The 24,006-nt window shown below is 50.0% G+C and carries 19 protein-coding genes; 6 read left to right on the top strand and 13 right to left on the bottom strand.

Annotated elements, in window-relative coordinates:
- Nucleotides 1-33: 33 nt before the first annotated feature.
- From K3G39_RS01620 to K3G39_RS01630, 3 genes are all read right to left on the bottom strand, one after another.
- The gene (locus K3G39_RS01620) at nucleotides 34-1,965 is read right to left on the bottom strand and encodes a M13 family metallopeptidase (RefSeq protein WP_220624611.1); all 1,932 of its coding nucleotides are present in this window, start codon (nucleotides 1,963-1,965) and stop codon (nucleotides 34-36) included.
- A gap of 380 nt (nucleotides 1,966-2,345) precedes the next feature.
- A complete protein-coding gene (locus K3G39_RS01625) occupies nucleotides 2,346-2,795 on the bottom strand; it encodes an N-acetyltransferase (protein WP_220624411.1) in 450 nt (149 codons plus the stop codon).
- A 10-nt stretch (nucleotides 2,796-2,805) separates the two neighbouring features.
- The gene (locus K3G39_RS01630) at nucleotides 2,806-4,419 is read right to left on the bottom strand and encodes a transcriptional regulator (RefSeq protein WP_220624412.1); all 1,614 of its coding nucleotides are present in this window, start codon (nucleotides 4,417-4,419) and stop codon (nucleotides 2,806-2,808) included.
- 102 nt (nucleotides 4,420-4,521) lie between these two features.
- Here K3G39_RS01630 and K3G39_RS01635 point away from each other — a divergent pair, with 102 nt between their 5' ends.
- The 3 genes from K3G39_RS01635 (at nucleotide 4,522) to K3G39_RS01645 (ending at nucleotide 8,122) form a co-directional block, all read left to right on the top strand.
- The gene (locus tag K3G39_RS01635) at nucleotides 4,522-5,079 is read left to right on the top strand and encodes a fasciclin domain-containing protein (RefSeq protein ID WP_220624413.1); all 558 of its coding nucleotides are present in this window, start codon (nucleotides 4,522-4,524) and stop codon (nucleotides 5,077-5,079) included.
- A gap of 185 nt (nucleotides 5,080-5,264) precedes the next feature.
- The gene (locus K3G39_RS01640) at nucleotides 5,265-6,716 is read left to right on the top strand and encodes a pitrilysin family protein (protein WP_220624414.1); all 1,452 of its coding nucleotides are present in this window, start codon (nucleotides 5,265-5,267) and stop codon (nucleotides 6,714-6,716) included.
- A 5-nt stretch (nucleotides 6,717-6,721) separates the two neighbouring features.
- Entirely contained in the window at nucleotides 6,722-8,122 is a 1,401-nt protein-coding gene (locus K3G39_RS01645; protein ID WP_220624415.1) for a pitrilysin family protein, read from the top strand.
- Nucleotides 8,123-8,652: 530 nt separating this feature from the next.
- On the opposite strand, the gene K3G39_RS01650 is transcribed toward K3G39_RS01645, so the two are convergent.
- The 8 genes from K3G39_RS01650 to K3G39_RS01685 all read right to left on the bottom strand — a co-directional run bounded on the left by K3G39_RS01650 (nucleotide 8,653) and on the right by K3G39_RS01685 (nucleotide 19,785).
- On the bottom strand, nucleotides 8,653-8,889 hold the full coding sequence (locus K3G39_RS01650; protein ID WP_255593737.1) for a hypothetical protein: 237 nt from the start codon (nucleotides 8,887-8,889) through the stop codon (nucleotides 8,653-8,655).
- A gap of 196 nt (nucleotides 8,890-9,085) precedes the next feature.
- Nucleotides 9,086-11,629 carry an ATP-dependent helicase HrpB gene (hrpB, locus tag K3G39_RS01655; protein ID WP_220624416.1) on the bottom strand — a complete coding sequence of 848 codons (2,544 nt, stop codon included), beginning with the start codon at nucleotides 11,627-11,629 and terminating at the stop codon, nucleotides 9,086-9,088.
- Nucleotides 11,630-11,663: 34 nt separating this feature from the next.
- Nucleotides 11,664-12,167 (bottom strand): ankyrin repeat domain-containing protein, encoded by a 504-nt coding sequence (locus tag K3G39_RS01660; protein WP_220624417.1) that lies wholly within the window; start codon nucleotides 12,165-12,167, stop codon nucleotides 11,664-11,666.
- A gap of 48 nt (nucleotides 12,168-12,215) precedes the next feature.
- The gene (locus K3G39_RS01665) at nucleotides 12,216-12,500 is read right to left on the bottom strand and encodes an antibiotic biosynthesis monooxygenase (RefSeq protein ID WP_255593741.1); all 285 of its coding nucleotides are present in this window, start codon (nucleotides 12,498-12,500) and stop codon (nucleotides 12,216-12,218) included.
- Nucleotides 12,501-12,545: 45 nt separating this feature from the next.
- On the bottom strand, nucleotides 12,546-16,661 hold the full coding sequence (locus K3G39_RS01670) for a chemotaxis protein CheB (RefSeq protein WP_220624419.1): 4,116 nt from the start codon (nucleotides 16,659-16,661) through the stop codon (nucleotides 12,546-12,548).
- 32 nt (nucleotides 16,662-16,693) lie between these two features.
- Nucleotides 16,694-18,244, bottom strand: a complete 1,551-nt coding sequence (locus K3G39_RS01675; RefSeq protein WP_220624420.1) for a GAF domain-containing protein — start codon at nucleotides 18,242-18,244, stop codon at nucleotides 16,694-16,696.
- Between the two features lie 235 nt (nucleotides 18,245-18,479).
- Entirely contained in the window at nucleotides 18,480-19,226 is a 747-nt protein-coding gene (locus K3G39_RS01680) for a carboxypeptidase regulatory-like domain-containing protein (RefSeq protein ID WP_220624421.1), read from the bottom strand.
- On the bottom strand, nucleotides 19,213-19,785 hold the full coding sequence (locus tag K3G39_RS01685; RefSeq protein WP_220624422.1) for an RNA polymerase sigma factor: 573 nt from the start codon (nucleotides 19,783-19,785) through the stop codon (nucleotides 19,213-19,215). The genes K3G39_RS01680 and K3G39_RS01685 overlap by 14 nt, the downstream gene beginning before the upstream one ends.
- 370 nt (nucleotides 19,786-20,155) lie before the next feature.
- Between K3G39_RS01685 and K3G39_RS01690 the strand changes: the two genes are divergently transcribed.
- On the top strand, nucleotides 20,156-20,722 hold the full coding sequence (locus K3G39_RS01690) for a hypothetical protein (protein WP_220624423.1): 567 nt from the start codon (nucleotides 20,156-20,158) through the stop codon (nucleotides 20,720-20,722).
- Between the two features lie 78 nt (nucleotides 20,723-20,800).
- Here the strand turns inward: K3G39_RS01690 and K3G39_RS01695 are convergent, their stop codons facing one another.
- Entirely contained in the window at nucleotides 20,801-21,301 is a 501-nt protein-coding gene (locus K3G39_RS01695; protein WP_220624424.1) for a biopolymer transporter ExbD, read from the bottom strand.
- A 166-nt stretch (nucleotides 21,302-21,467) separates the two neighbouring features.
- On the opposite strand from K3G39_RS01695, the gene K3G39_RS01700 reads away from it, so the two are divergent.
- Together K3G39_RS01700 and K3G39_RS01705 are read left to right on the top strand one after the other, a co-directional pair.
- The gene (locus K3G39_RS01700; protein ID WP_220624425.1) at nucleotides 21,468-22,490 is read left to right on the top strand and encodes a zinc-binding dehydrogenase; all 1,023 of its coding nucleotides are present in this window, start codon (nucleotides 21,468-21,470) and stop codon (nucleotides 22,488-22,490) included.
- 103 nt (nucleotides 22,491-22,593) lie between these two features.
- Nucleotides 22,594-23,292: a hypothetical protein gene (locus tag K3G39_RS01705; protein ID WP_220624426.1), complete on the top strand. Its 699-nt coding sequence runs from the start codon at nucleotides 22,594-22,596 to the stop codon at nucleotides 23,290-23,292.
- A 14-nt stretch (nucleotides 23,293-23,306) separates the two neighbouring features.
- Here K3G39_RS01705 and K3G39_RS01710 read toward each other — a convergent pair whose 3' ends face one another.
- A complete protein-coding gene (locus K3G39_RS01710; RefSeq protein WP_220624427.1) occupies nucleotides 23,307-23,570 on the bottom strand; it encodes a hypothetical protein in 264 nt (87 codons plus the stop codon).
- Nucleotides 23,571-24,006 lie beyond the last annotated feature (436 nt).

Genomic DNA, 24,006 nt, shown 5'->3' on the forward strand with positions numbered 1-24,006 from the left:
ATCGGGAGGGCTTTCTTATAGGCAAAGTGCCAATTACCAGATTCTGATTCTTTCTTCAGGCGATTTGTATAGCTTGTCACCTGGCTTCACATTGAAGGCCTTGTACCAGGCATCCATGTTCACAGGCGCACCAATTGTGCGGTACATACCTGGTGAGTGCGAATCTGTCAGGATCAGTTGAGCAGCAGTTTCAGGCAGGATATTCGTTCTCCAAACCTGTGCCCAGGCCAGGAAGAAACGCTGATCCGGCGTGAAGCCATCAATTTTCTTTTTGCCCTTGCCTTGCTTGGTCATTTTAAAGGCTTCGTAAGCAGCGCTCAGGCCACCCAGGTCACCAATGTTTTCACCCAGTGTCAGCTTACCATTCACGTGGATAGAATCCAGCACGGTGTAGCCGTTGTACTGCGCTACCAATTGGTCAGCTTTTTCCTGGAAACGGGCGCGGTCTGTATCGGTCCACCAATTGCGCAGGTTACCGTCTTTGTCGTACTGGCTGCCAGAGTCATCGAAACCATGGGAGATCTCGTGGCCGATAACAGCACCAATGCCGCCGTAGTTCACCGCATCATCTGCATTCGGGTCGAAGAACGGGAATTGCAGAATACCAGCCGGGAACACGATCTCGTTCATCACCGGGCTGTAGTAAGCGTTCACGGTAGGAGGTGTCATGCCCCATTTAGTTCTGTCAACTGGTTTGCCCAGCTGGCTGATCATGTCGTTGTAACCCCACTGGCCGGCGTTGCGCACGTTCTGGAAGAAGGCACTGCGGTTTATTTCCAGTCCATCATAGGTTTTCCACTTTTCAGGGTAGCCCACTTTAGGGCGGAAGGTAGCCAGTTTAGCTAAAGCCTTGTCCTTTGTTTCGGCAGACATCCAGTCCAGACCTTTGATGCGGATCTCGTAGGCTTTGATCAGGTTAGCGATCATTTCGTCCATACGAGCTTTCGCTTCCGGCTTAAAGTGTTTCTCTACATACAGCTGACCAAGTAGCTCACCTATAGTGCCATCTGTCAGCTGCGACATGCGCTGCCAGCGTGGGGTTTGTACCTTCTGGCCAGATAGTATTTGTGTGAACGCGAAGTTCGCATCTACAAAGTCAGAACTCAGGTATGGTGCTGCTGACTTGAGTACATTGAACTGCAGATAAGTCTGCCAGTCAGCTACCGGCGTAGCAGTTAGCATACCATTTAGCTCCGTGAAGAATTTCGGATTGTTTACCAGGATCGTGTCTTCACCGGTTACCTTCAGTTCCGTCATCAGTTGCTTCCAGTCCATGTTCGGAGTGGTTTTGCTGAAGTCGGCTACGGCAAATTTGTTGTAGGTTTTGTGCGGGTCACGCATCTCTACACGAGCCATCTGCGCGGCTGCCATTTTCTTCTCAATGTTGAAGATGGTCTCTGCGTTTTTCTTGGCAGCAGCCTCGTCTGTTCCCGTCAGGGTGAAGAGCTTTGTGATGTAGGTTTTGTAGGCATCCTGAATGCGGGTGCTGCGGGCATCGTTCTTCAGGTAATAGTCACGGTCAGGCAGGGTAGTACCGCCCTGACTCAGCTGCGGGATCATTACCTCTACGTTCTTGCGATCCTGTCCAACATAGAAGCCAAACATGGGGGCAGCGGCTCCTGTGCTGCGCAGCGTTGCCACTTCATGTAGCACACCGTTCACATCCTGAATACCTTTGATGCGCTCCAAATCAGATTTGATAGGGGTATAGCCGAGCTTCTCGATAGCAGCGCTGTCCATGGCGGCGGCATAGAAGTCACCCACACGGCGTTCTACCGAACCGGCCGGTGCACTAGTTTTGGCAGCAGCGTCTTTCAGGATCGTGCGAACAGCGATGATGTTGAAGTCGCGCAGCTGGTTGAAACTCCCCCAGCGGGTTTCCTTGGCAGGCACCGGGTTATTATTCAGCCAAACGCCATTGGCGTAGGTATAGAAATCGTTGCCGGGCTTCACGCTCAAGTCCATGTTCGACTTGTCGATGAACTTGGCCTGGCTGGCAGGTTTACCGCCGTTCTGGGCTGTCGCCTCAAGAGCGCAGAAAGTTGCCGCGCCGAAAAGCAAAAGCCTCAGGCGGTTTTTCCAGACAGACGACTCTCTCACAGTCTGAGACAGATTAGCAGTGTCTTTTGTGTTTTTCATGTTAGATTGATTGTTTTAAAATGCTCAACCAATGATCCTGATAGGCAGAAACCATTTGAGTGCCCTAAAATAAGGCTAATTAGCGAAAAATGCAGTTTAATTTTCGGAAAGCCCGTATTAGGGCGAAGTTTACCTGTTACATTAAAAGTCCGCTAAAACTTTAGCAGTCGAATCAGCGGCTTCTGGCCAGGGGCGTCCAGGTATAGCTAATGATTCACTTGTCTGCTCATTAAGATCCGTGGACTTTGATCCAGGTAGTAATCTGCTACTTCTTCCATCACGCTGAAACCAAGACCGGTATAGATGCTGATGCCGGCGGCATTGTCAGGGTGCACGGTCAGGTATAGGTTTGTAACACCCTGGGCTTCCATTGTGGCCATGGTAGCAGCCATCAGTTTCTCTCCGATGCGTTTGCCCCGGTGCATTGGCAACACACCAAGCGAGAGCAGCCAGCCCTTTTTGTTGTCATGGTCCAGATGTGACAACATATAGCCCACCACTTCGCTTTCTATCTCTGCTACCAGCAGATAGTCGCCGGTGATATCATAGAGCTGGCGCAGCACAAAAAGCGGATAACTGTCGGCCCCGAATAAAAGCTGGTCAATCGCTTTTATACCTTTCAGGTCGCTCAGTTCGGCTTTTCGGATGGTCAACATAGGGATAGCCTTACTGATTTCTGCCTTTGAGCAGGTTGATGCTGATAGTGGCCATGTCAGAGTCCGGGAAGCGGTGGAAGACGCCTTTCTCAGGGTATAGACCAGCCTCGCCCGCAACTTTATGGAATACTTCCACCTCTACAATGTATTGATCTGAGAATCCATGGGTTGCATCGTAGGCAGTGGCAGCTGTTTTGCCCAGATTAGCCGCTGCCAGGGCAGGGGGAATGGTATGCAGTTCCATGGTCAGCAGGCCGAACTTATCCACATAGGGTGTCCATTTTTTAAGGTGCTCCAGCAGGTTGTCTTCTACTTCGTTGTTAGGAATGCGTTTGCCCCGGAAAGCAAAAGCACCGGTCGACTTGCTCAGGTGATTTTCAGTGCGCTGCGCAGGCTGCTCCCAAATGCGGTTGTGGTCGAGGAAGGTACGCACGTTCAGCAGTTCCTTCAGGTTGATGTTGTAGTTATCACGCAGGTCCTCGGCCAGCAGATCCGGACGACCAATATCGCCCCAGATCACTTTTGCCCAGATGTCCGCTTTGATCAGGTTAGCCCGTGTCACTTTTAGCGCCGCCTGGTTGTAATCGGCTCCTACCAGAAAGAGCGGGTACTGGTCCAGCATTTTCCCACGGGCGGTCTGCCGCTCGATCACCTCAAACATGTGTTGTAGAAAGGCCCCGTTTCCGCAACCCATGTCCAGTATACCTTTGGGCTGCTCGTGTATGGGCCGGTTAAAGAGCTCGATGATGATCTCGTCAATAACATTAAAGTAGGTAGCATGCGCTCCGCCGCTTCCCCACACGTTCATTTCACGGTCCACGTGCAGTTCAGGAGCTCCTTCGGCTTTATTCCAGAGTACGTTCGGATTACCAAACAGCAGTTCATCCATTTGACGGAAGGTCGGAATATAAGATACCGTTACCCCGTAGGCGCTGCCTCGCTTAGCAAAGAAAATGCCTTCGTCGGTATACTCATACTGGTCACGAACCTTTCGGAACCAGCCCAGGTGGGCAAACAGATCCAGAATCTTCCGGAAGTCATCGTGGTTTTCGTGGAATTCCTCGGGACTGAAGCGGCTTTCCATAAAGTATTTGTGAAACATACCATTCATGCCCAGCAGCACGATGGTCGGCCCCATCAGCAAGCCTTCGATGTGCTTTAGAACCTGCTCCTGCACACTGCGATCTTCCGGATTTTCTGAAATCTTCAGGCTATACCTTTCTTTATACCTGTCGGCCACCTGTGCCCAAAGCTGGTAAGGTTCCTTCTCGAACTTGCGTGGGTGGTAGTTGCCCGACACTTGCATGAGATTCACAACATCCTCATACAGGTATACCAAAGGGAAAGCTATTCGTCCACGATCAGTCAAGCGGAAGGTGACCTGGTTAGTTGCATTATTGAGGTCCTGCTCCAGCCATCCCTGCGAGCAGAGCACACGCAGCGCCACATTCAGGTAGCCGTCGTTGGCCTTAAATTGAGCGACCAGCTCGTCAAGGGACGCTTCATCCTGTTGCAGCAGGTAATCCAGCACACCATGTTTTTGAAGGCTATAGGCCGTAGGAGCCGTAACGATACCATCCAGGTGACGGAAAATAGTCTCGCGCAGTTCGTTTTTGCTTCTCATATCAAATAGTAACCAATATCATCTTTTTGACTAATCACTGTCATATTTAAGTGATTGAAATTTACGGAATATTACAGCATCAAACTAAACCACCTAATGAAAATGAAAAGTTTACATGTAGCCTTAATAGCGGTTGCCTTTGGTCTGATGACCTCATGCAGCACCGAATCGCAGCCAGAAACGTCAGTGGTAGCCCCTGTAGCAGAATCAGAGCAAGCCGTTGGCCAGTCTGCAGTTTCCGATGACCAGTCGCAGCAGAATGTGGTGCAAGTGGCAGCCGGATCACAGGACCATACCACGCTGGTAGCCGCTGTAAAAGCAGCCGGACTGGTAGATGCCCTTACTAACGCGGGACCTTTTACGGTATTTGCGCCTACCAATGCAGCTTTTGATAAGTTGCCCGCCGGCACTGTAGACGGTCTTCTGAAACCAGAAAGCCGAAAAGATCTGCGTAACATACTGCAATACCATGTATACGTGGGCGTGATTCCTGCTGAGCGTTTTGATAACGATATGACGCTTGGTCAGGTAAACGGTGGCCGCGTAAAGTTAGGTCTGGAAGGTGATCAGCCAACAATCAATGGTGTTAAGATCCTCGCCTCTATACCTGCTTCAAATGGTATCATTCACGTGATAGACCAGGTCTTGTTGCCAGAATAGCGGTCATTTTACCTGAATAATTTCTGAAAGCCTGAGCATAAGGATATTATGCTCAGGCTTTCTTTTTATATAGCTGGAATCTTATTTTAAAATTTAACATATTTTTTAGAATATAATTTAGTTTGTTCTCGTACTATGTTCTGAATTAAGGCTTATCTTATTTTCAACCTTAAAATTGGCGCATTATGAATCACACACCTTTTCAAAACTATGTGAAGTGGGGTGCACTGGCCTTGGTGCTCAGCCTGAGTGCCTGCGGGCAGCGGATCACCACCGAAACCCCTGAAACTACCACGGCCACTGCAGAAAACGTGAAGGCAGTCACGGAAAACCCAGCCAACGAGTCGGCCTATCAGATTCCTGTAGACTACTATACCTTGGACAATGGCCTGAAAGTTGTGCTGTCGCAGGACAAGACGGCACCAATCGCCACCATCGCCGTGTATTATAATATCGGCTTCCGGATCGAGCCAAAAGACCGTACTGGCTTTGCCCACCTTTTTGAGCACATGATGTTCCAGGGCTCCGATAACCTGGGCAAGATGGAGTTTATTCAGCTGGTTCAGAAAAATGGCGGCATCCTGAACGGCTCCACTCGTTTTGACTTTACCAATTATTTTGAGATCGTGCCGGCCCACAAACTGGAAACCATGCTTTGGGCCGAGGCTGATCGCATGAAGGGCCTTAACATTACTCAGGAAAACCTGACTAACCAACAGGGCGTGGTAAAAAACGAGGTGAAAGTGAATGTGCTCAACCAGCCTTACGGCGGCTTCCCTTGGCTGGATATGCCGCAGTATGCCAACAAAAACTGGTACAATGCGCACAATTTTTACGGTGACCTCAAAGATCTTGACGCTGCCAACCTGGAGGACGTGAAGTCTTTTTTCGACACTTTTTACTCCCCTAACAACGCGGTTCTGGTTATAGTAGGCGATTTCGAGACGGGCGATGCTAAAAACTGGGTGCATCAATACTTCAGTGCTATACCTTCGGTTAAGTTGCCGGAACCAGTAGACCTGACCGAACCGCGCCAGGAAAAAGAGCAGCGTTTTACTAAAGACGACAAATTAGCCAACCGTCCGGCCCTTGCTTTTGCCTATCACATGCCGGAACGCAACTCCCCGGAATACTATGCCATGGGCTTGCTTGACCAGATTCTGCTGCAGGGCAATGACAGCCGACTGTATCAGGCGCTGGTGCAGGAGCGGGGTTATACCGGCTCTGTGGACGGCGGCATCAATGCCTTTCTGGGTAATATGTTCAACTACAATGGTCCGATGCTTTGGATGGGCAGCCTGATTCATGATCAGAATGTGAAAACCGACGATATCATGAAAGTGCTGGACGAAGAGATACAAAAACTGCAGCAGGAAGGTATAGACCAGCAACTGATTGACCTGGCGATCGTGAAAATGCGCTCCTCCCTTTACGATCAGGTAAGCGGCTCATCTGGTTTCGGTAAAGCGGATTTGCTGGCCACATTTGCTTTGTTCGACGATGATCCGGCCCGCATCAACCAACTGGAGTCCGAGTTTCGCAACGTGACCCCTGAGCTACTCCGTAAAACCATTGAGGAATACCTGAGACCGAGTAACCGCACCGTTCTTGTTGTTAACCCACTTGCCAAAAGCTAAACGCCATGAATAGAAATATCTTCACAATAACAATGAGCGCCATCCTGACCCTGTCGGCAGGTGTGGCCATAGCCCAGAAACAAACACCGCCGGAAGGGGGCCAGCCACGGGATTTTAAACTGCCCGCCAAACAGGAATTTGACCTCGACAACGGCTTGTCTGCTGTCCTGGTGCCTTATGGCGATGTACCGAAGGTGATTGTGAGCGTGGTAGTGCAGGTAGGTAACGTGCATGAAACAGCTCAGCAGAACGGCCTGGCTGACATTGTGGGCAACCTGATGCAGGAGGGAACTGCGACACGCAATGCCCGTCAGTTGGCAGAAGAGGTAGCCCGATTAGGAGGTTCGGTTTCCGTGAGTGTTGGTCCGAACGAGACTTTTATTTCCGGATCAGCGCTGTCAGAGTTTGGTCCTCAGTTAATTGAGATCATGGCTGATCTTCTCAAAAATCCGGCTTTCCCGGAGTCCGAGATGGCGCGTATAAAAAATGATTTTAAGCGCCAGAACAATCTACTGCGCCAGCAACCGGGCGCTATTGCTCAGTCAAAATTCAGGGCAGCGCTTTACCCGAACCACCCCTATGGACTCGACTTTCCGACGGATGAAATGATTGATAGTTTTACCCGGGCACAGGTACAGCAGTTTTATGAGCAGCAGTTCGGTGCCGATCGTACCACAGTATACGTGTCAGGTAAGTTTGACCAGGGGGCCATGAAAGACGCAGTTACTAATCAGTTAAACGACTGGCGGCAAGGGGCAGCTCCACAGATCACCGTTGCCAAACCCGTGACGAAAAGTGATATGATCGTCATCGACAGACCAGGGGCGCCACAGTCCACCATCGTTTTTGGTCTGCCTGTAGTAGATCCGTCGCATCCTGACTACATGGCTCTGCGGGTTACGAACTCACTTTTGGGTGGGTCTTTTGGCTCACGCATTACCCGCAACATCCGGGAAGACAAGGGCTATACCTATTCACCATCCAGTGCGCTGGCAGCCCGTTACCGTGTGGGGGATTGGGCACAGGTTGCCGATGTAACGAGTGAACACACGGGCAACTCACTCCATGAAATTCTTTATGAAATTAACCGTTTAAGCACGGAAGCACCTGCGCCGGAAGAATTGGAGGGTATTAAGAACTACGAAGCAGGTCTATTCGTTTTGCGCAATTCATCGCCTTACGGTATAGTGTCGCAGCTAAATTTTCTGAGACTGCACGGCCTGCCGGATTCATTCCTCGAAAACCAGGTACAAAACATTCACGCCGTTACGCCGCAACAGGTACAGCAAATTACCCAGAAGTACATGCGTCCTAAAAACATGACTTTGGTTGTAGTAGGCGATAAGAAAGTGATTGATTCGCAACTAAAGAAATTTCAGGCGGAACTGAAAAAGAACCCACTCTGATAATAAGATGATTTGTGCCAAAAAAGGAGAGCCATGTCCTAAACAAGGCTCTCCTTTTTTTATGGGGTAGGTATAAAACAAGAACAGACCCCTTCATCAGGAGTCTGTTCTCTATTGAAAAGATTAGTAGTTTTTAACAATTAACTTTTCAACTTTTAGCCATCCTTTTATACGGAAGTATTTTAATGGAAGTTACATAATTGTTAAAAATATTTTTCCATAACCAGATTCATCTACCTGTTCCGCCCGACACGCCACTCAGGTATAGCTATTTATTAAGTTAAGGATTCTTTGTAAGAATTGGAAAAGAGAGGCGTTGGTACCGGTGTCTTTCAAAGCAAATACGTAAACAAGCGATGCGACATTTAGTGCAGGAGGTATACCCAAGGCAAAAAAAGAAGAGCCCCTTCGAAAAGGAGCTCTTCTATATTGAAAAGATTAGTCTGTAACAATTAACTTTTCAACTTTTAGCCATTCTTTTATACGGAGGCATTTCAGGCTGGGTTACATTCACCCGAAAATATTTTTGTTTAATTGTTGTCGAGGTTATTATCATTATTATCACGATCAACATCTACCTTTTTGGTGTTTGTTGTTGTGTCATAATCTACTACTGTTTCAGTAACTTCATATTCTGTCGCAACAGAGTCTTTCTCTACTACAACACCTTCACTTTCAGTTGCATTGTCTGTTCTGTTGTTATCGCAGGCTACCAAAGCCATAGTGCCAAACAGCACACCGAAACCTGCATATAATATCTTTTTCATGGTTCTATAGTTAAGTCTAATTGCAATACAATATCTGCCTTTAGATAAAGCAGACAAAATTATAATGATTTGTACGCTATAGGCTTTATAAAAGGTTGTGAGTCAGTGTGTTTATATTTTAATATTCTTGATAATGTTATATATTAAACAAGTTAGAGTATGAACATGATATTTATAAGATACTATTTTGAGTTGCTTATCTGTTTCTTCGTTTCACGCTGCGGGTAGGTATAGCTGTCAGCGGATCTTCCGGCCAGTGATGTTTGGGGTATCGTCCCCTCAGGTCTTTTCTTATCTCGAAATAACCGAAATTCCAGAAACTGCGCAGGTCACGCGTTACCTGTACGGGGCGTGAGGCCGGAGATAGCAGGTGCAGCAATACGGGTACTTTGCCATTTGCAATCTTGGGGGTGTCCAGCAGACCGAACACTTCCTGCAGGCGTACTGCCAGTACGGGTGTTTCCGGGTCAGTATAATCCAGTGCAATGCGGGAGCCGCTGGGTACCTGCAGGTGAGAAGGGGCCTGTTGATCAAGCTCCTGCTGCTGCTCCCAGCTGAGCAACGACACTAGGATCATATTTAAATCGAGTCGGCTGACCTGGTCCATACTGCGCAGGCCCGCCAGTTGCGGCAGGAGCCATTCTTCTATGGTTAGTTCCAACGCCTGATCCGATACATCCGGCCATCGATCTGCCGCGATATGGTGGAGAAAAGTAATCCGTTGGCGGGTACGGATTGCTTCATCTGACCAGGGAAGTCGTGCTATACCTTTATCCTGAAGGGCCTGTAATAAAGCTGCCGCCACTTGCTCCGGATCAGGCTGCAGGATTTGTTTCTCTTCCAGTACTAACGCACCAAGTTTAATAATACGCCTTGCCTGTACCCGGTTACTGGCATTATCCCAGCGTACTTCTTCAGTTTGTATGAGTTGTGTTTCAAAATGCTCGAGCACTTCGTCTTTGCTGAGCGGCGCTGCGAGCATAATACGTGGGTGCTGCCCCGCATCCAGGTGCGCGATGCCATAGTAGGCTGCTTCGGAAAATAACTCTGTGGGGAGTGAAGCGCGTTGGCCGGTGATCAGTCGCACCTTGCCCGTATTTTCCCGTTGTGCCAACCGGTCCGGGTAGGCCAGGGCTGTGAGGATACCAGCTGCATGTGGCTCGATCGTACCTTTAGGGGCACGAAGGCGCTGGCGCAGGTGCTGGGCCTGCTCCTGCACGCGCCGGATAGCATTCTCGTCACGCACAAAACCAGGAATAGGAGGGCGCTTTCCTGCCAGTAGTTCAAGTCGCAGCGCCAGGTCAGGCAGGGGAGTAGTAAAGGGCTGTTGCGCCCGGATAATGTCGCGCTCAGCGAGTAAAGCAGCTAGTGTGCAGGCCGTTTCGGTCAGTCCCAGTTCGTGCCCCCTGATCACGAGGTGCCCTAAACGGGGTGTCAGACCCATGGAAGCGATTGCTTTGCCGTGGGTGGTAGCATTGCCTGCCGCGTCCATTGCTTCCAGACGCAGGAGTAAGTCACGGGACAGGGAAAGGGCTGCAGCAGGCGGTGCGTCCAGCCACTGCAGGGAAGTGACGTCTTTAATACCCCATAAGGCCAGTTCTAGAGCCAGACCAGAAAGGTCAGCTTCACAAATCTCGGGATCCTGCCGCTCCGGCAGTTGCAACTGATCGGCTGTGGACCAGAGCCGGTAGCAGATACCCGGACCCAATCGACCGGCACGTCCGCGCCGCTGGTCCGCTGCAGCTTTAGATACAGGTGTGGTAACGAGTGTCGTGAGTCCGGTGCGGGGCAGGAAGCGGGGCACACGCGCATACCCACCATCTACCACGATTTTTACTCCTTCTATAGTTAAGCTGGTTTCGGCAATGCTGGTCGCGAGCACTATTTTTCGGTTACCGGCGGGAGAGGGCTGAATGGCTGCCATCTGCCGGCTAAGGGCCAGGTCGCCGTGCAACAGGTGCAGTGCTACATTGCTTGGTAATCTGCTTTCCAGCTGATCAGCCACCCGGCGCATCTCGCCCATACCAGGTAGAAAGACAAGAATGTCCCCGGCTGTTTCTTCGCGTAATGCTTTTACGATCGCTTTCGGCACCAGCTGTTGGAGGCGCTCAGCAGATCGGGTGCCAGCTGCGGCAACTTCGGCAGGTGTCAGGTAATGGGTTTCGACAGGGTAGAGGCGACCGTCGCTTCGAATGACCGGGGCCTGCAGCCACTTGCCTATACCTGTTGCGTCGAGGGTGGCGCTCATGATCACGATACGCAGGTCGGGACGTAGCACGGCTTGAGCATCCAGCGCAAGTGCGAGCCCCAGGTCGGCCTGTAGACTTCGTTCATGAAACTCATCGAATAGGATAGCGGATATACCTTCTAGGGCAGGGTCTTCTTGCAGCATGCGCGTCAGAATACCTTCTGTCACAACTTCCACGCGGGTACGTGACGAGACGACATGCTCCATGCGTACCCAATAGCCCACGGTTTGGCCTAATGGCTCCTGCATCAGATCGGCCATACGTTGAGCAGCGGCACGAGTAGCCAGTCTTCTGGGCTCCAGTACCAACACCTTTCCACCCTGCAGCCAGTCAGCTTGTAGTAAGGCAAGTGGCACCAGCGTAGTTTTGCCTGCTCCCGGGGGAGCTTCCAGTACAGCGCGGTTTGTGCCGGCCAGTGCCTGCAGCAGGATGGGGAGTGCTTCCTTTACAGGAAGCTCAGGCAATTCAGGTATAGAAAAGGGGTACGACATGTCGCCGCAATTTCCGAAAAATAAGTCAGACTTATCAGGTGGTACTTTCTGCGGAAGCTTCAAAAAGTTGGAGTGCTTCTTCGTTGCCAACCTGTGCGGCCATTTGCCTGGCTGTGAGCCCTCGGCTGTCGCGTATTTCACGATCAGCGCCATGTTCCAACATAAACCTGACCATGTTATTGCGGCCGTACATGGTGGCAAACATCAGGGCGGTGCCGCCACTACCGTTTTGCAGGTCGAGGTCGGCACCGTATTCCAGCAGGAGCTCGGCTATACCTTCGTACCCGTTGAAGCACTGGCCCATCAAGGCAGTATTTCCGGCTAAATCCTGTGCATTGACATCGGCGCCGGATTCCAGCAGCATGCGCGCTGCTTCGGGCTGGTTATTGTAGGTCGCGATAATCAGAGGGGTGAAACCGCGCGGACCCGGTTCATTCACGTCAACGCCTTCTTCAATCAGTTGCTTGAGGAGAGTTAGGTCGCCGCGCCGGGCAGCATCGAACAGGACGTCGACGGGTCTTGTAGAGTGGAAAGTCATCGGTATAAGGGATTTTGGTCTTGGCCTTACCTACGATAAAAATCCGATTTAGTCACTCACCAGGTCAAAAAAACGCACTTTCAGGCTGCCCGGTACCAGTTTCAGACCCTTGGGTATACCTTGATGCGATTCTTTCATATGCTGCTTATACCATTCCTTGTAGCTGATTTCGTCGGTCCAGGTGGTCATTACCCAGAACTCGTTTTCATTTTCCTGTGGGGTGAATACTTTCATGCCCAGAAAACCTATCTCGTGGTCGACCATGTGGGGTCGTTTCACAAATGCTTCCTTCACATCGGCAGCCATTCCGTTGGCTACCTCAAACTGGCTCATGGCTATATACATAAATCGATTTTAATTTTTTGGGGTGGGCTATTTCTATAATTGCGGAAATGTAAGCGTAAACGTCGTTCCTTTGTCTGTTTCGCTTTTCACCTGCACCTGCCCGCCAGAGTTGTCCATAATGCGCTTTACTATGTAAAGTCCCATACCGGTGCCGTCTACATGGGAGTGGAAACGCTTGAATAGGGTAAACAACTTGCCCTGACTTTCCTTGTTGATTCCCAAGCCATTATCTTCTATACTTAGCACGAGCTTTTTGCCTTTGTAGCTGCTCTTGATTTTTACATGGGGTCTGCGTTCAGAGGAGCTATACTTGAGTGCGTTGCTTAGCAGGTTGTATAAAATACTGTGCAGATTCTTTTTGGAGAAGCTGATGTTGGGTGCCTCCGAGAAATCCGTTTCTATCACCGCCTGCTTGCGCGTTGCTTCTTCTTTCAGGCCTTCGTAAATCGTTTTGTAAACTGCTTCGATCTGAAGAGGCTCGGACTCACCGTCCACATCGCGCTGCACTTTAGCGATATCCGTCAGGTCACGGATCACATTTTTGAAACGTTTGATGGAGTCTTTGATCATGACGAAGAGCGGATCTGTCGGCTCGCCTGGTAATGGTTCCGCTTCCCGTATCTGTTCTTCCAGCACCAGCATCAGTCCTTCTATGTTAGCGATAGGCGACTTCAGGTCGTGCGAGGCCGTATACACAAAGGTGTCTAGGTCGTCGATCACGCGCATCAGGTGCTCGTTGGTTTGTTGCAGTTCTTCTTGTGCCAGTTTCAGGTCCGAAAGATCTATAAACGAGCCGATCATCCGGTAGGGCATGCTGTACTCATTATACAGAATGTAGGCCCTGTTTGAAACATAGGTATAGCTGCCCCCTTTATGCTGTATGCGGTATTCGGCGTTCCACTGCTTTCTGCCGTTGTTGATGGCGTCATTCACGCTTCGCTCCACTTCGTTCCGATCATCGGGGTGCAGTTTTGAGAACCAGCCTTCCAATCCTCCTGACATCTCCTGTTCGTCGAAGCCCAGCATTTTAAAGAGACCATCACTCCACCAGATCTCGTTGGTTGCCAGATTCCAGTCCCAAACCACGTCGTTAGTAGCCATGGCCACCAGCCTGAACCGTTCTTCGCTTTCTGCCAGCTCACGGGTACGATCCTGCACCAGGCGTTCCAGCTGATTGTTGAGTACGGTTAAGTTTTCTTCTGCCTTCTTGAGTTCCTCGTAGGCTTCAAGGGTCTGGTCCTCGCTATTCTTCTTGTCATTGATATTGGCCATGGTAACGGCAATTCCTGTTCCCATTTTCACGGCAGCAATCTCATACCAGGCTTTTTTATCGTTTAGTGTTAGTAACTGCTCTATGTGTAGTGGCTTGCCTGTTACTACCACTTGGCAAAACTTCTGGAAGAGACCGGTGTCGCGCAAATGAGGTATGGTCGTTGTCACGCTTCTCTGCAACAGGTTGGCACTCGATTCGCCCAGCATCTCTTCTGCTTTTTTGTTGAGCTGCGTCCAGGTAAAGTCTTTGATCTGATCTTTGTTGTCGCGGACGGCCTGCATTGCCATGATGCTGTTGAGCGAACTGTCCAGCACACCCTGCACCACACTGCTCAGCGTTTTGAGAGTGGTAACATCCACAAAACTAACCACGACACCATCTTTATTACCATCGCGTTTCAGGTAGGGAATGATACGCATCAAATAATAGCGGCCGTTTTCGGTCTCAACCTCATGTTCCACTTCATGAGAGGTGTTATTTACGTGACGAATATCGTCAAACAGGCGGTCGTATTTCAGATTGTGTGATAGGTGGTATACAGGCCGCCCGATATCGCCCCCGATTATGTTCACGATCTGCTCAAGGGATGGGGTATACTTGCGGACTTCCAGGTTATGGTCTACAAACAGCTGGCCCACGTTTGAGCTGCGGAAGTAATTGTCTAGGTCTTCATTAAGCTCCTGCAGTTCCTTTATCTTGAGTTGATGTTCTGAGTTAACGGTGTGCAGCTCTTCATTTAGCGACTGCATTTCTTCGTTGGAGCTCTGCAGTTCCTCATTACTCGACATCAGTTCCTCATTGCTCGACTGCAGCTCTTCGTTGGTAGTACTCAGGTCCTGTACAGTCATCTGCAGGCTTTCGCGGGTTTCGCGCAGTTCCGACTCCAGCGTGGTGAGCTGTTGGTAGTAGTCTGCATCTGAGAAGTGAGGGGCCTCGCTTAACTTAGGCTGGGGACTTATTTCGCCCATTTCCTGCAACAGTACCAGAATAAGTGGCGGCTGGCCTTTTTCGAGCGTAACCGGGCGTACAGAAGTATGGATCAGGCGTTCTTTGTTGCCAAACTTTACGGCAACCTGCCGGCCCACTACACTGCGGTTGGTTTTGATGGCTTTGCGTATACTCACACTCAACACGACAGCCATTTCCTCCGGTACCATCTTGATCAGGTTAAAGTGCAGGCGCTTGTCTGGAAACTTTAAGAAGCGGTTGATATCGCCGATGCCGTGCAGCAGCTGGTAATTTGTGTCAACGTAAAGGGCCGTAACTTTAAAGTCCTCTGACAAGGCATCCATAAATGCCTCATTATAGCGATTTAACTGTGTCGTCTTAAACTGACTGGCCTGGCTTTGCTGCATGCTGGCGGTCTGGTATTCGGTTACGCCATAGCTGCGCTGCAGGCTGTTACGGCCTTTTACTTTTCGGAAAATTTTCCATTTGCGGTTTTCTTCCTCAAAATATTCCTGCATGTCCCCGATGTGCTCGCTGGGGCCCAATAGCAGATAGCCGCCCATGTTGAGTGCATAAGGAAACAAGGAAAGCACTTTGTGCTGCAGACCAGGATTGAGGTAAATGAGCATGTTACGGCAAGTGATCAGGTCGATTTTGCTGAAGGGTGGATCCTTTTGCAGATCATGCTGCGCAAAGATCACCATCTTCCGTATCTCGTCGCTCACCGTGTATTTGTTACCTTTTTGCTGAAAGAACTTCTGCAGCCGCTCTTCTGACACTTGCTTCCGGATAGTATTGGCAGCATAGGTACCCTTTGATGCCTTCTGCAATGCATGCTGGTCCACATCGGTCGCAAAGAGCTTTACATCCAGCGGGCGCCCCAGTTTATGAGAGGCCTCTTTAAAAAGAATTGCGAGCGAATAGGCTTCTTCGCCTGTGCTGCAGGCTGCGATCCATACCTTAATAGGTCCACCTTCTTCTTTTGAATTTATGATACTCGGAATCACCGTCGTCTCTAACAACTGAAAGGCTTCCGGGTCACGGAAGAAGCTGGTCACGTTTATGAAGAACTCCTGGCAAAGGATTTTGATCTCAGCTGGGGTTTCGTGCAGGTAGTCCAGGTACTCCTGGATCATGTTCAGTTTGAGGGTCTGCATCCGCTTTTGAATGCGGCGGTACAGTGTGGGCTTTTTGTAATGCGTAAAGTCAACCTGCGTATGGCTGCATACCAGGTCCAGAATCGCCTTAAGCACGGCCTCTTCATCATCCGGCTCCTGCAGATTCCCATTCTGGATGATGGTTTTGAGCAATGGTGTGCGGCGGGTATACTCCATGATCTCATGCGGAATACGATCCGGTGTGAGCACGAAATCCACATCACCTGTATCGATAGCACTGCGGGGCATACCGTCAAATTTTGCGCTTTCCGGGTCCTGCACCACCACCAGGCCACCCGCCTTTTTTATGGCCCGCACGCCTTTGCTGCCATCTGTACCAGTGCCCGACAATACAACGCCAATAGCAAATGGGCCACGGTCAATGGCCAGCGATTCAAAGAAAGTGTCCACTGCAAAGTTCGGCTCGCGGTTGCGGGGTTTTTCGGTCAGGCGCAGTCGTCCGTTCTGTAAACTCAGTTGTTTGCCGCTTGGCAGCACGTATACGCAGTTTGGCCGGGTAAATGTATTGTCTTCTGCTTCCCTTACCTGCATGCTGGTATGCTTCGACAACAATTCAGCCATAAGACTTTTGTGGTCAGGCGAAAGGTGCTGAATGATCACGAACGAAAAGCTGGAGTTTCCAGGGAAATGGTCGAAGAGTTTGTGAATAGCCTCCAGGCCCCCTGCAGAAGCACCTATACCTACCAGGTAATGGTCGGCGGGCTTTGGTGATACTTTTTGGTCCTGCTTATTGTTTGCTTGCTGCAACATGCTGTGTTAGCCGAAATAAAGGTAATAGGTTCTTAGTACTTCTCGCGGATGATCTTGCTAAGCACAGCACTGCGCAGCGCCTCAGCGGCTTCCAGCTCTTCCTGTTGCCAGGGGAGTGAGGTGAGCTGCACTGTTTGCTGGTAAAGGGCAAACGAGTTACGTGGATGATAGCTTTTGCCGTCCGGCTCCATCCGGATAGCCTTATCTGGGTTGCCGCTCCAGTTAACGGTTTGCAGCACTTCGCCCCGGAAACACAAAATGAATTCTCCCTGGTCTGGGTTAATGGCCAGCGCAAGCAAGCCGCTTGCCTCATCCTTGTAGTCTTTGCTGTTTGGGTAGGCCTGTGGGAGCGAATTAGTTACGTATGTTTTATCGGAGCTGTTACGGCGCAGCCAGGAAGCAAGCTCTTTTATTTTCTGAACAGGTGGGGTCTTGCCCACAGTATGCACTTCTCCCTCATACAGTATGGCCGCACCGTCCAGCGACAATAACTCCAACAGGTTTGGCTGGCCATGCAGGAGTGCCTCTGTAAAATACTCCTGGTTAAAGAGCTGCTCCAGCATCGTAGCATGCTGTCCGCGCAAGTGTGCCTGCATGTGGGCGCGCTGTTCCCGTTCATAGGCCCCCAATCGTACCGCTGCGATCGCGGACAGTAGTTCCATTGCTGTGCGCTCCTGGTAGCTAGGATATTTCGGGGTTTTGTGGTGACAGGAGATCAGCCCCCACAGGTTACCTTCCATAATGAGTGGTACCGACATAGAAGCCGAAATCCCCATATTACCCATGTACTCCAGGTGCACGCCAGCCACGCTGCGCAGGTTGCAACTGGTCAGGTCTGTAAAACGCCTTGTAATTGGGTTGAGGATCGGGTGGAGGCGGACCGGTTCATAATCGCGGGCAGGTATAAGCCGGTATGGATTTTTGAAGTAGAGATCGCGTGCCTGCTTGGGCACATCGGAAGCCGGAAACCGGAGTCCCAGCAAATCACTCATATCTTCCGTTTTGGCCTGTCCAAGTACGGTGCCGTTCCACATAGCGTCGAATCGGTAAACCAGCACCCGGTCAAAACCAGTGAAGCGCTTGAACTCAGCAGCAACAGCCTGTGCTATCGCTTCGGTGTTTTCAGCCTGCTTAATACGGGAGGTGATGTATTTGATCTGCTGAAAAAAAGCCAGGAAAGATTTGTCATCTTCGCGCTGCGCCGGCTCCATCTCGATCAGTATTTGTTCTGGTTCAGGATGAACTGTTGCCGTAAACGCTATGTCGCTTTCTCCAGTCCTGAAGGTCAGCGAGAAAGGTATGTCTACCTGCTCTTGTTCGTTGGTTAGTTTCTGCTGGAGGTCAGCTAGTTCGTTTTCCGGCACAAAGGCGGAGAGGGGCTGTTCCAGTAGCGTTTCGGTATTTAGCCCGAGTAAGTTCGCACTGTTTTCACTAACCTGTCTGATATGCAGTGTTTTATCCAGGACCAGTAGCAGACCATGTGGTTGTATCAGGTTGATCTGGTGCAGCGGGATACTTCCGCAGAAATCAGAATCATAGTTTTTTTCGCCACCGTTTAGCAGCGCAGCAGGTATATTTTTCATAGTATTCCAGGACCTCGGCCAGTGGTGGTAGAAGAATACGAATCTAAGCAATCTTGGAGTCTATATTCTTCTGGCAAAAGGTATGAGGGAGTAATTTAAGTGTTTTTACCCTAAAATCATGTAGAAAATACTGGTTTTATATGCGAAGGGTTACAACTTGATGCTGTCCACGTGTGATTTTGACGCTCCGGAAAATAAAAAGAGACAGGTGTTGTTACCTGTCTCTTTTGTTGAACTACTTCTTAATTTTCAGGTGTATCTGCACTTTTTTGTCGGGGCTTATCACATAGAACGTCTGTGGGGCATAACCCTGACTGCTAACCAGTAAGGTATGGCTACCGTCTGTTATCGAGAGCCTGAAAACGCCCTGGCTGTCGCTGTTGGTTTGCCAGGGGCTGCCCTGAACCTGGATGGTTGCCTTTGCTATACCTTGTCCGCTGGCATCCAGCACCTGCCCCTGCAGGCTGAACTCCGCATGGGGTGGCAGATTACTGCTGTCCGATTTTCTGTTACTGTCGGGTGGCGCTGGTATTTCGAGAACCAATGCTGCGTCAATGGTACGGGCAAGCAGTTCCTCCGGACTAGGCGGTAAAATCTCGCCTGCCTGCATGGCCGCTTTTTCGGGGGAGGCGGTACGGGTATAATGATAAAGCAGGATCAGACCGAGCGAACTGAACATCATCAGCATACCCAGTATAACACGCCAGTCAGCCAAGCCGTGCAGTACGCTGGGGCGCTGCTTGCGGCGCAACCGGGTGCGGATGCGCTGCAGGATGCTGAAGCGGGCCTCGCGTGTTCGGCCCCGGTTAGCAAGCGACATACCTGTGAGGATATCTTCGCACATCTCGCAGTCGAGCAAGTGCTTTTCTAATTCGTAATTAGTGGCTGGCGGCAACGAGCCTTCCTCGTATTGCCGCAGTAGTTCCATGGAGGGGTGCTCCTCCAGTCCCCATTCGCTTAGCTGTATTTTATCGTTGCGCATGGTTTTTTTTAATGTAAATTTTCAGGTTCCGGCGCCCGTTCTGTATATAACTCTTTACCTGTTTCATGTCACATCCGGTAATTTCCTCTATCTCGCGGTAGCTTTTCTGTTGCAGGTAAAACAACTCGATGCAGTTGCGCTGTTCGTCCGGCAGGTGTAGCAGTCCGTGTTCGAGCGCCTGCCAATCGAGTTCCGATTGTGTAGTGTCGTCCTGCTCCAGGGTGTGCTGTTCGCGTGGCAGGGCCTGGCTGACTTTGTCTTTCAGGCGATTGGTACGAAGTTGTTGCAGGCAGTGGTTTTTAGTGAGTGAGTGCAGCCACGATATGAAATTACTTACCTCATGTCGCTTCAGAGCCACGATCAACTGCTCGAAAACCTGCATGGTGGCGTCTTTGCTGTCTTCTTCCTCTCCGAGGTAGCGCAGGCAGATCAGGTATACCATCTCGGTATGCCGCTCGAAAAGTTTCCCGATCACGTCCAGGTCACCGGTCCGGCGATATTGCCGCACTAGCTCCAGGTCATCAGTGGAACGGGATTTCGAGAGGAACTTTAAAAACATAGCCGGTAACTGGTTAAAGTATATTCAATAAAACAAATATTTACTGAATGCACCATGATTAATCTGGAAGGATTATTTCTTTTCTGTGTTATAGATGCGGTTATAAACAAATTAATGAAAATATATTACTATTTTAATTTGTTTACGTACTAGCTAATTATTCAAATCCTAGCATCCGTCTGCCATCTCTTTTGGCGCATCACCCCGCCAGCCACCATTTTATCACCCTTGTCTTACTATTCCGCTGTACTGTGGGCAATAACCTGTTTTTGCGTTGCAGGGCAAACTGCTATTCTCTCTTTTCAAGTCCTTTTTCTTCAATACTATGTTAAAATTATCAAAGTACGTCTTCAAAAGATTGTTTTCCGTTTTGTTATTTTTAATTGTCTTTCTCTTCCTCGGTTGTGATTCCCAAACTCAGGACACTCCTGAACCGCTCACGGCCCAACTGAAGGCGAATGTGGGGCCAAACCGGCCCAATTCAACTCTGCACAACAAGGTACTGGCCGACATTCGCAGTGCGACAGCCCGTTACCAGCGTATTGAGCAAGCTATGGCAGATGGTTACGTACCTGCCAGCCCCTGTGTCAGCCATCCGGTTCTGGGTGGTATGGGTTTCCATTATGTGAAACCGAGTTTGTTGGATGGCGAGCTGAATCACCGTCAGCCGGAAGCCTTGCTCTACGAACCGCAGAAGAATGGCCGCATGCAGCTTGTCGGGGTTGAGTTTATCATCCGTGCTGATGTATGGGAGCAGGCTGCTCCACCTATGTTGGGCGATCAGGTTTTTGACGCATATATCGACTCACCTGATAATCCACTTGAATTTGATAATTACCAGCTACACGCCTGGGTATGGAAACATAATCCATCCGGTATGCACTTCCCTTTTAACCCGACTGTGAGCTGCGAATTTGCGGTAGAACCAGCCGAGTAAGCACAATTTTTTCGCAGCTATACCTTTGAAAGACTTCCAGTAAGGGCCCTGTTGCAGTTTTAGCAACAGGGCCTTTGCTTATCGGGTGGCCAGCAATTGTTTGTCTTCTTCCCGCAGTTCTACCATAGCATATTTGCGAGTGCCCGTAATTTTAAGTTCATCAAGTGCGTCCACCAGGTTTTTGAAACGGGAGCTTTCCGTCGCTTTCACCAGCACCACTATATCCGGGTTACGCTTCACCCGCTCGGCCAGTAGTACCTGCCGGATGCCCGTGGCTGAAAAGTCTGTTTGCTTTACCTCCGGATCATCGCCCGGGTAACCGAAGAAGTAGTAAACCTTGTCCGCTTCGTCGAGCACAATGTTCAGCGCATTCTTGCCAGGTATAGGCGTGTTGGGTCCTTGTGCGGTAGGCATGTTGATCTCCATGGTCTGGAGTCTGGCAAACGTGGTGGTGAGTATAAAAAAGGTCAGCAGAAGGGAAGCGAGGTCCACCATGGGCGTCATGTCCAGGTGAAAGCCTTTGCGTGCGCGTTTTCTGTTGCTTTTTGCCGGGTTCTGTTTTTCCTGTAGCCGGGCCATAGTGCTCTCCTTTCTTGTTTTGACTTTGCAGGCAGTCCTTCTGCTGCTTTTGTAGAGTAGATGAAACAAGTGCCCGGATTCCACAGCTGCGGCAAAAATTTTTATAAAACACAGCGACTGCTTTTTGCCGTAAGCAGAGAAAGCCCTTCCAAACAAAATCAACACTATGATTGACCGACAGGTATACCGCATGTCAAAGGCAGGCTCCATCCGCAACCTGGAACTGCGCCACGAATCGCTCGGGGCTCCCGGGCCGGATGAAGTTTGTGTACAGGTGCATGCCATCGCGCTCAATTTTGCTGATATTTTTGCCATGCAGGGGTTGTACAGCGCCACGCCTAGCGGCTCGTTTATACCCGGGCTGGAGTACGCAGGCGAGATTGTGGAAGTGGGAGAGGGGGCAGGCAGCTGGCAAGCCGGTGACCGTGTAATGGGCGTTACCAGGTTTGGCGGCTATGCTACGTACATCAACAGCCACTACCGGTACGTGCTGCCGCTGCCCGACAACTGGAGTTTTGAGGAAGGTGCTGGTTTTCCGGTGCAGGGACTGACGGCCTACTACGCACTGACCGAACTTGGTAACCTGAAACCCGGCATGAATGTGCTGATCCACAGTGCGGCAGGTGGGGTAGGTATACTGGCCAACCGCATCTGCCAAAAGCTGGGTGCTCATACGATCGGTACCGTCGGGCGGGTGGACAAAGTGGACTTTCTGCGAAAACACGAACACTATGGCGATGTTATTCTGCGGGACAGTAATTTTTATGACAAGCTGATGCGCAGCCTTAATGGCCATCCCTTAAACCTGATCATGGAGTGTATTGGCGGGCATATACTTGAATTAGGCTGGAAGGCGCTGGCACCGATGGGGCGCATGGTGGTTTATGGCAATGCCTCTTTTAGCAGTCACGGCAGCAAACCCAATTACCCGCGCCTGATCTGGAAGTATGTGCGCCGTCCCCAGATAGACCCGCTCAAGCTGCCTACCGAAAACAAATCACTCATGGGATTTAACCTGATTTACCTTTACGAACAAACCGATATGATGCATGAACTACTGCAGGGCCTGCAGCAGCTGCAACTTGCGCCCCAGCATGTGGGACACGTGTATGCTTTCAGTGACATGCACGAGGCGATCAGCCTGTTTCAGCAGGGCAAGTCGATTGGCAAGGTAGTGGTGACGGTTTAGCAGCCTAAAATACCCACTTATGGGTATTGAGTGCCCGTGTTGTAGCGTGTTATCTTTGGAAAAAGTCAGAAGGTGAATCCTTTTGTTCCAAAGATCCTCCACTATGAATATTGCCAACGCCATCAAAATGACACTTCGCTTCCGGCAGGCGCCCATGAGTATTCACCAGATCGCTTATTTTATTTGCTTTAACCATTTGTTGCAGGATACTTCCAGTTTTGAGGACCTGGTGCAAGCAGTGGAAGAGGCTGTGCGCCAACATCCGGGTTATTTCAATGTAAGCAACGACCTGGTGCACATGAGCAACTGGCAGCAAAACGAGCAGCAGATAGTCGAGCAGGTGTTCTCTACTGTGCAGCAGGCGATTGGGCTTTTCAGAGAGCTAGACGCCAGCACCGATACCTGCAACAACATGGTACTGGCGCTAGTGCTCTACAAGCGGCTTTCCGATATCGAGCGGAGCCAACAACTTGGTGCACCCATTGTGCCCTACCTCTGGAAGTTCGATCGCGTTACCCACGACACCATGCTATCGGAGCTCTCTGTCCGGGTACACGAAGTGATGGATTACATTGAACGCACCGATGAGCGACTGGCCCATACCTTCCTGTTCGGCAAATTAGAGCTCAACCGTATGAACGAACCTCTGCAGTTAAAAAAGCTGCAGGAAGTTATGCGGCTGCTGGCCACCCTGCAACTCGACGAAGAGCAGGTCCCTACAAAACTTTTCCAGGTTATTTTCAGCCAGTTATTCCGGAACAATCTTCATAATACATCCAGAAAACTGTCAGCAGAGGTATAGGGATCACCTAGTATTTATGCAGACAATTTGGGCTGCACGCCATCCATATCTTTGGCTGTGAGCTTCCGGTGCTTGTAATAATAGCTGAGGCGGCGCACCTTGCTTGTATGTAACCTTTCGTTTTGCTGCGGGGGGTGGGAGAGGTGGCAAACCGGGCAGACAGGTATTTCCAGTTGTGCCTGCACTTCTTCGATGGCGTCTTCAACCTGACGCAAATAAGCTACGATGGCCAGTGTCCCGAACAGGCCAATTAATGTGAGAATTGAGGTAATGATCATGGTAATCGAAACTTTGGCTAAAAGTTGTCATTAAAAGCAACCAAACTGTCATAAAAATGCGGCGGACATACAAACGCAAACCCCTATATCTGAAAATTCGATTTTTTTAATTAAGTAGAATATTTGGTTAAATAGAAACCTCCCCGCGAATTATTTCAAACTTCCATATTGATTCCTAGATAGGTGCTATAAGACGCGCCGTTTCGGTATTGGAAAAGCAGGCACTCAATTTTCGTGATTCGTATTGATTATCGTATAATTGCGATCAGTATTTCCTGTACCTGAACTGCTACTCCAATGGCACAACTTAGTTAGCAATCCAAAAAGCAAATTGCCTTTTGAGAAACACCTTATTATCTAGGTGATCCTCTGTATAGTATGAGGCACGCTGATCGGCTATGTTGATGGTGACCAGATGGAAGTTCTAAGCAGAATG

The organism is Pontibacter sp. HSC-14F20 (assembly GCF_019599265.1).
In the GTDB taxonomy this organism is placed as follows: domain Bacteria; phylum Bacteroidota; class Bacteroidia; order Cytophagales; family Hymenobacteraceae; genus Pontibacter.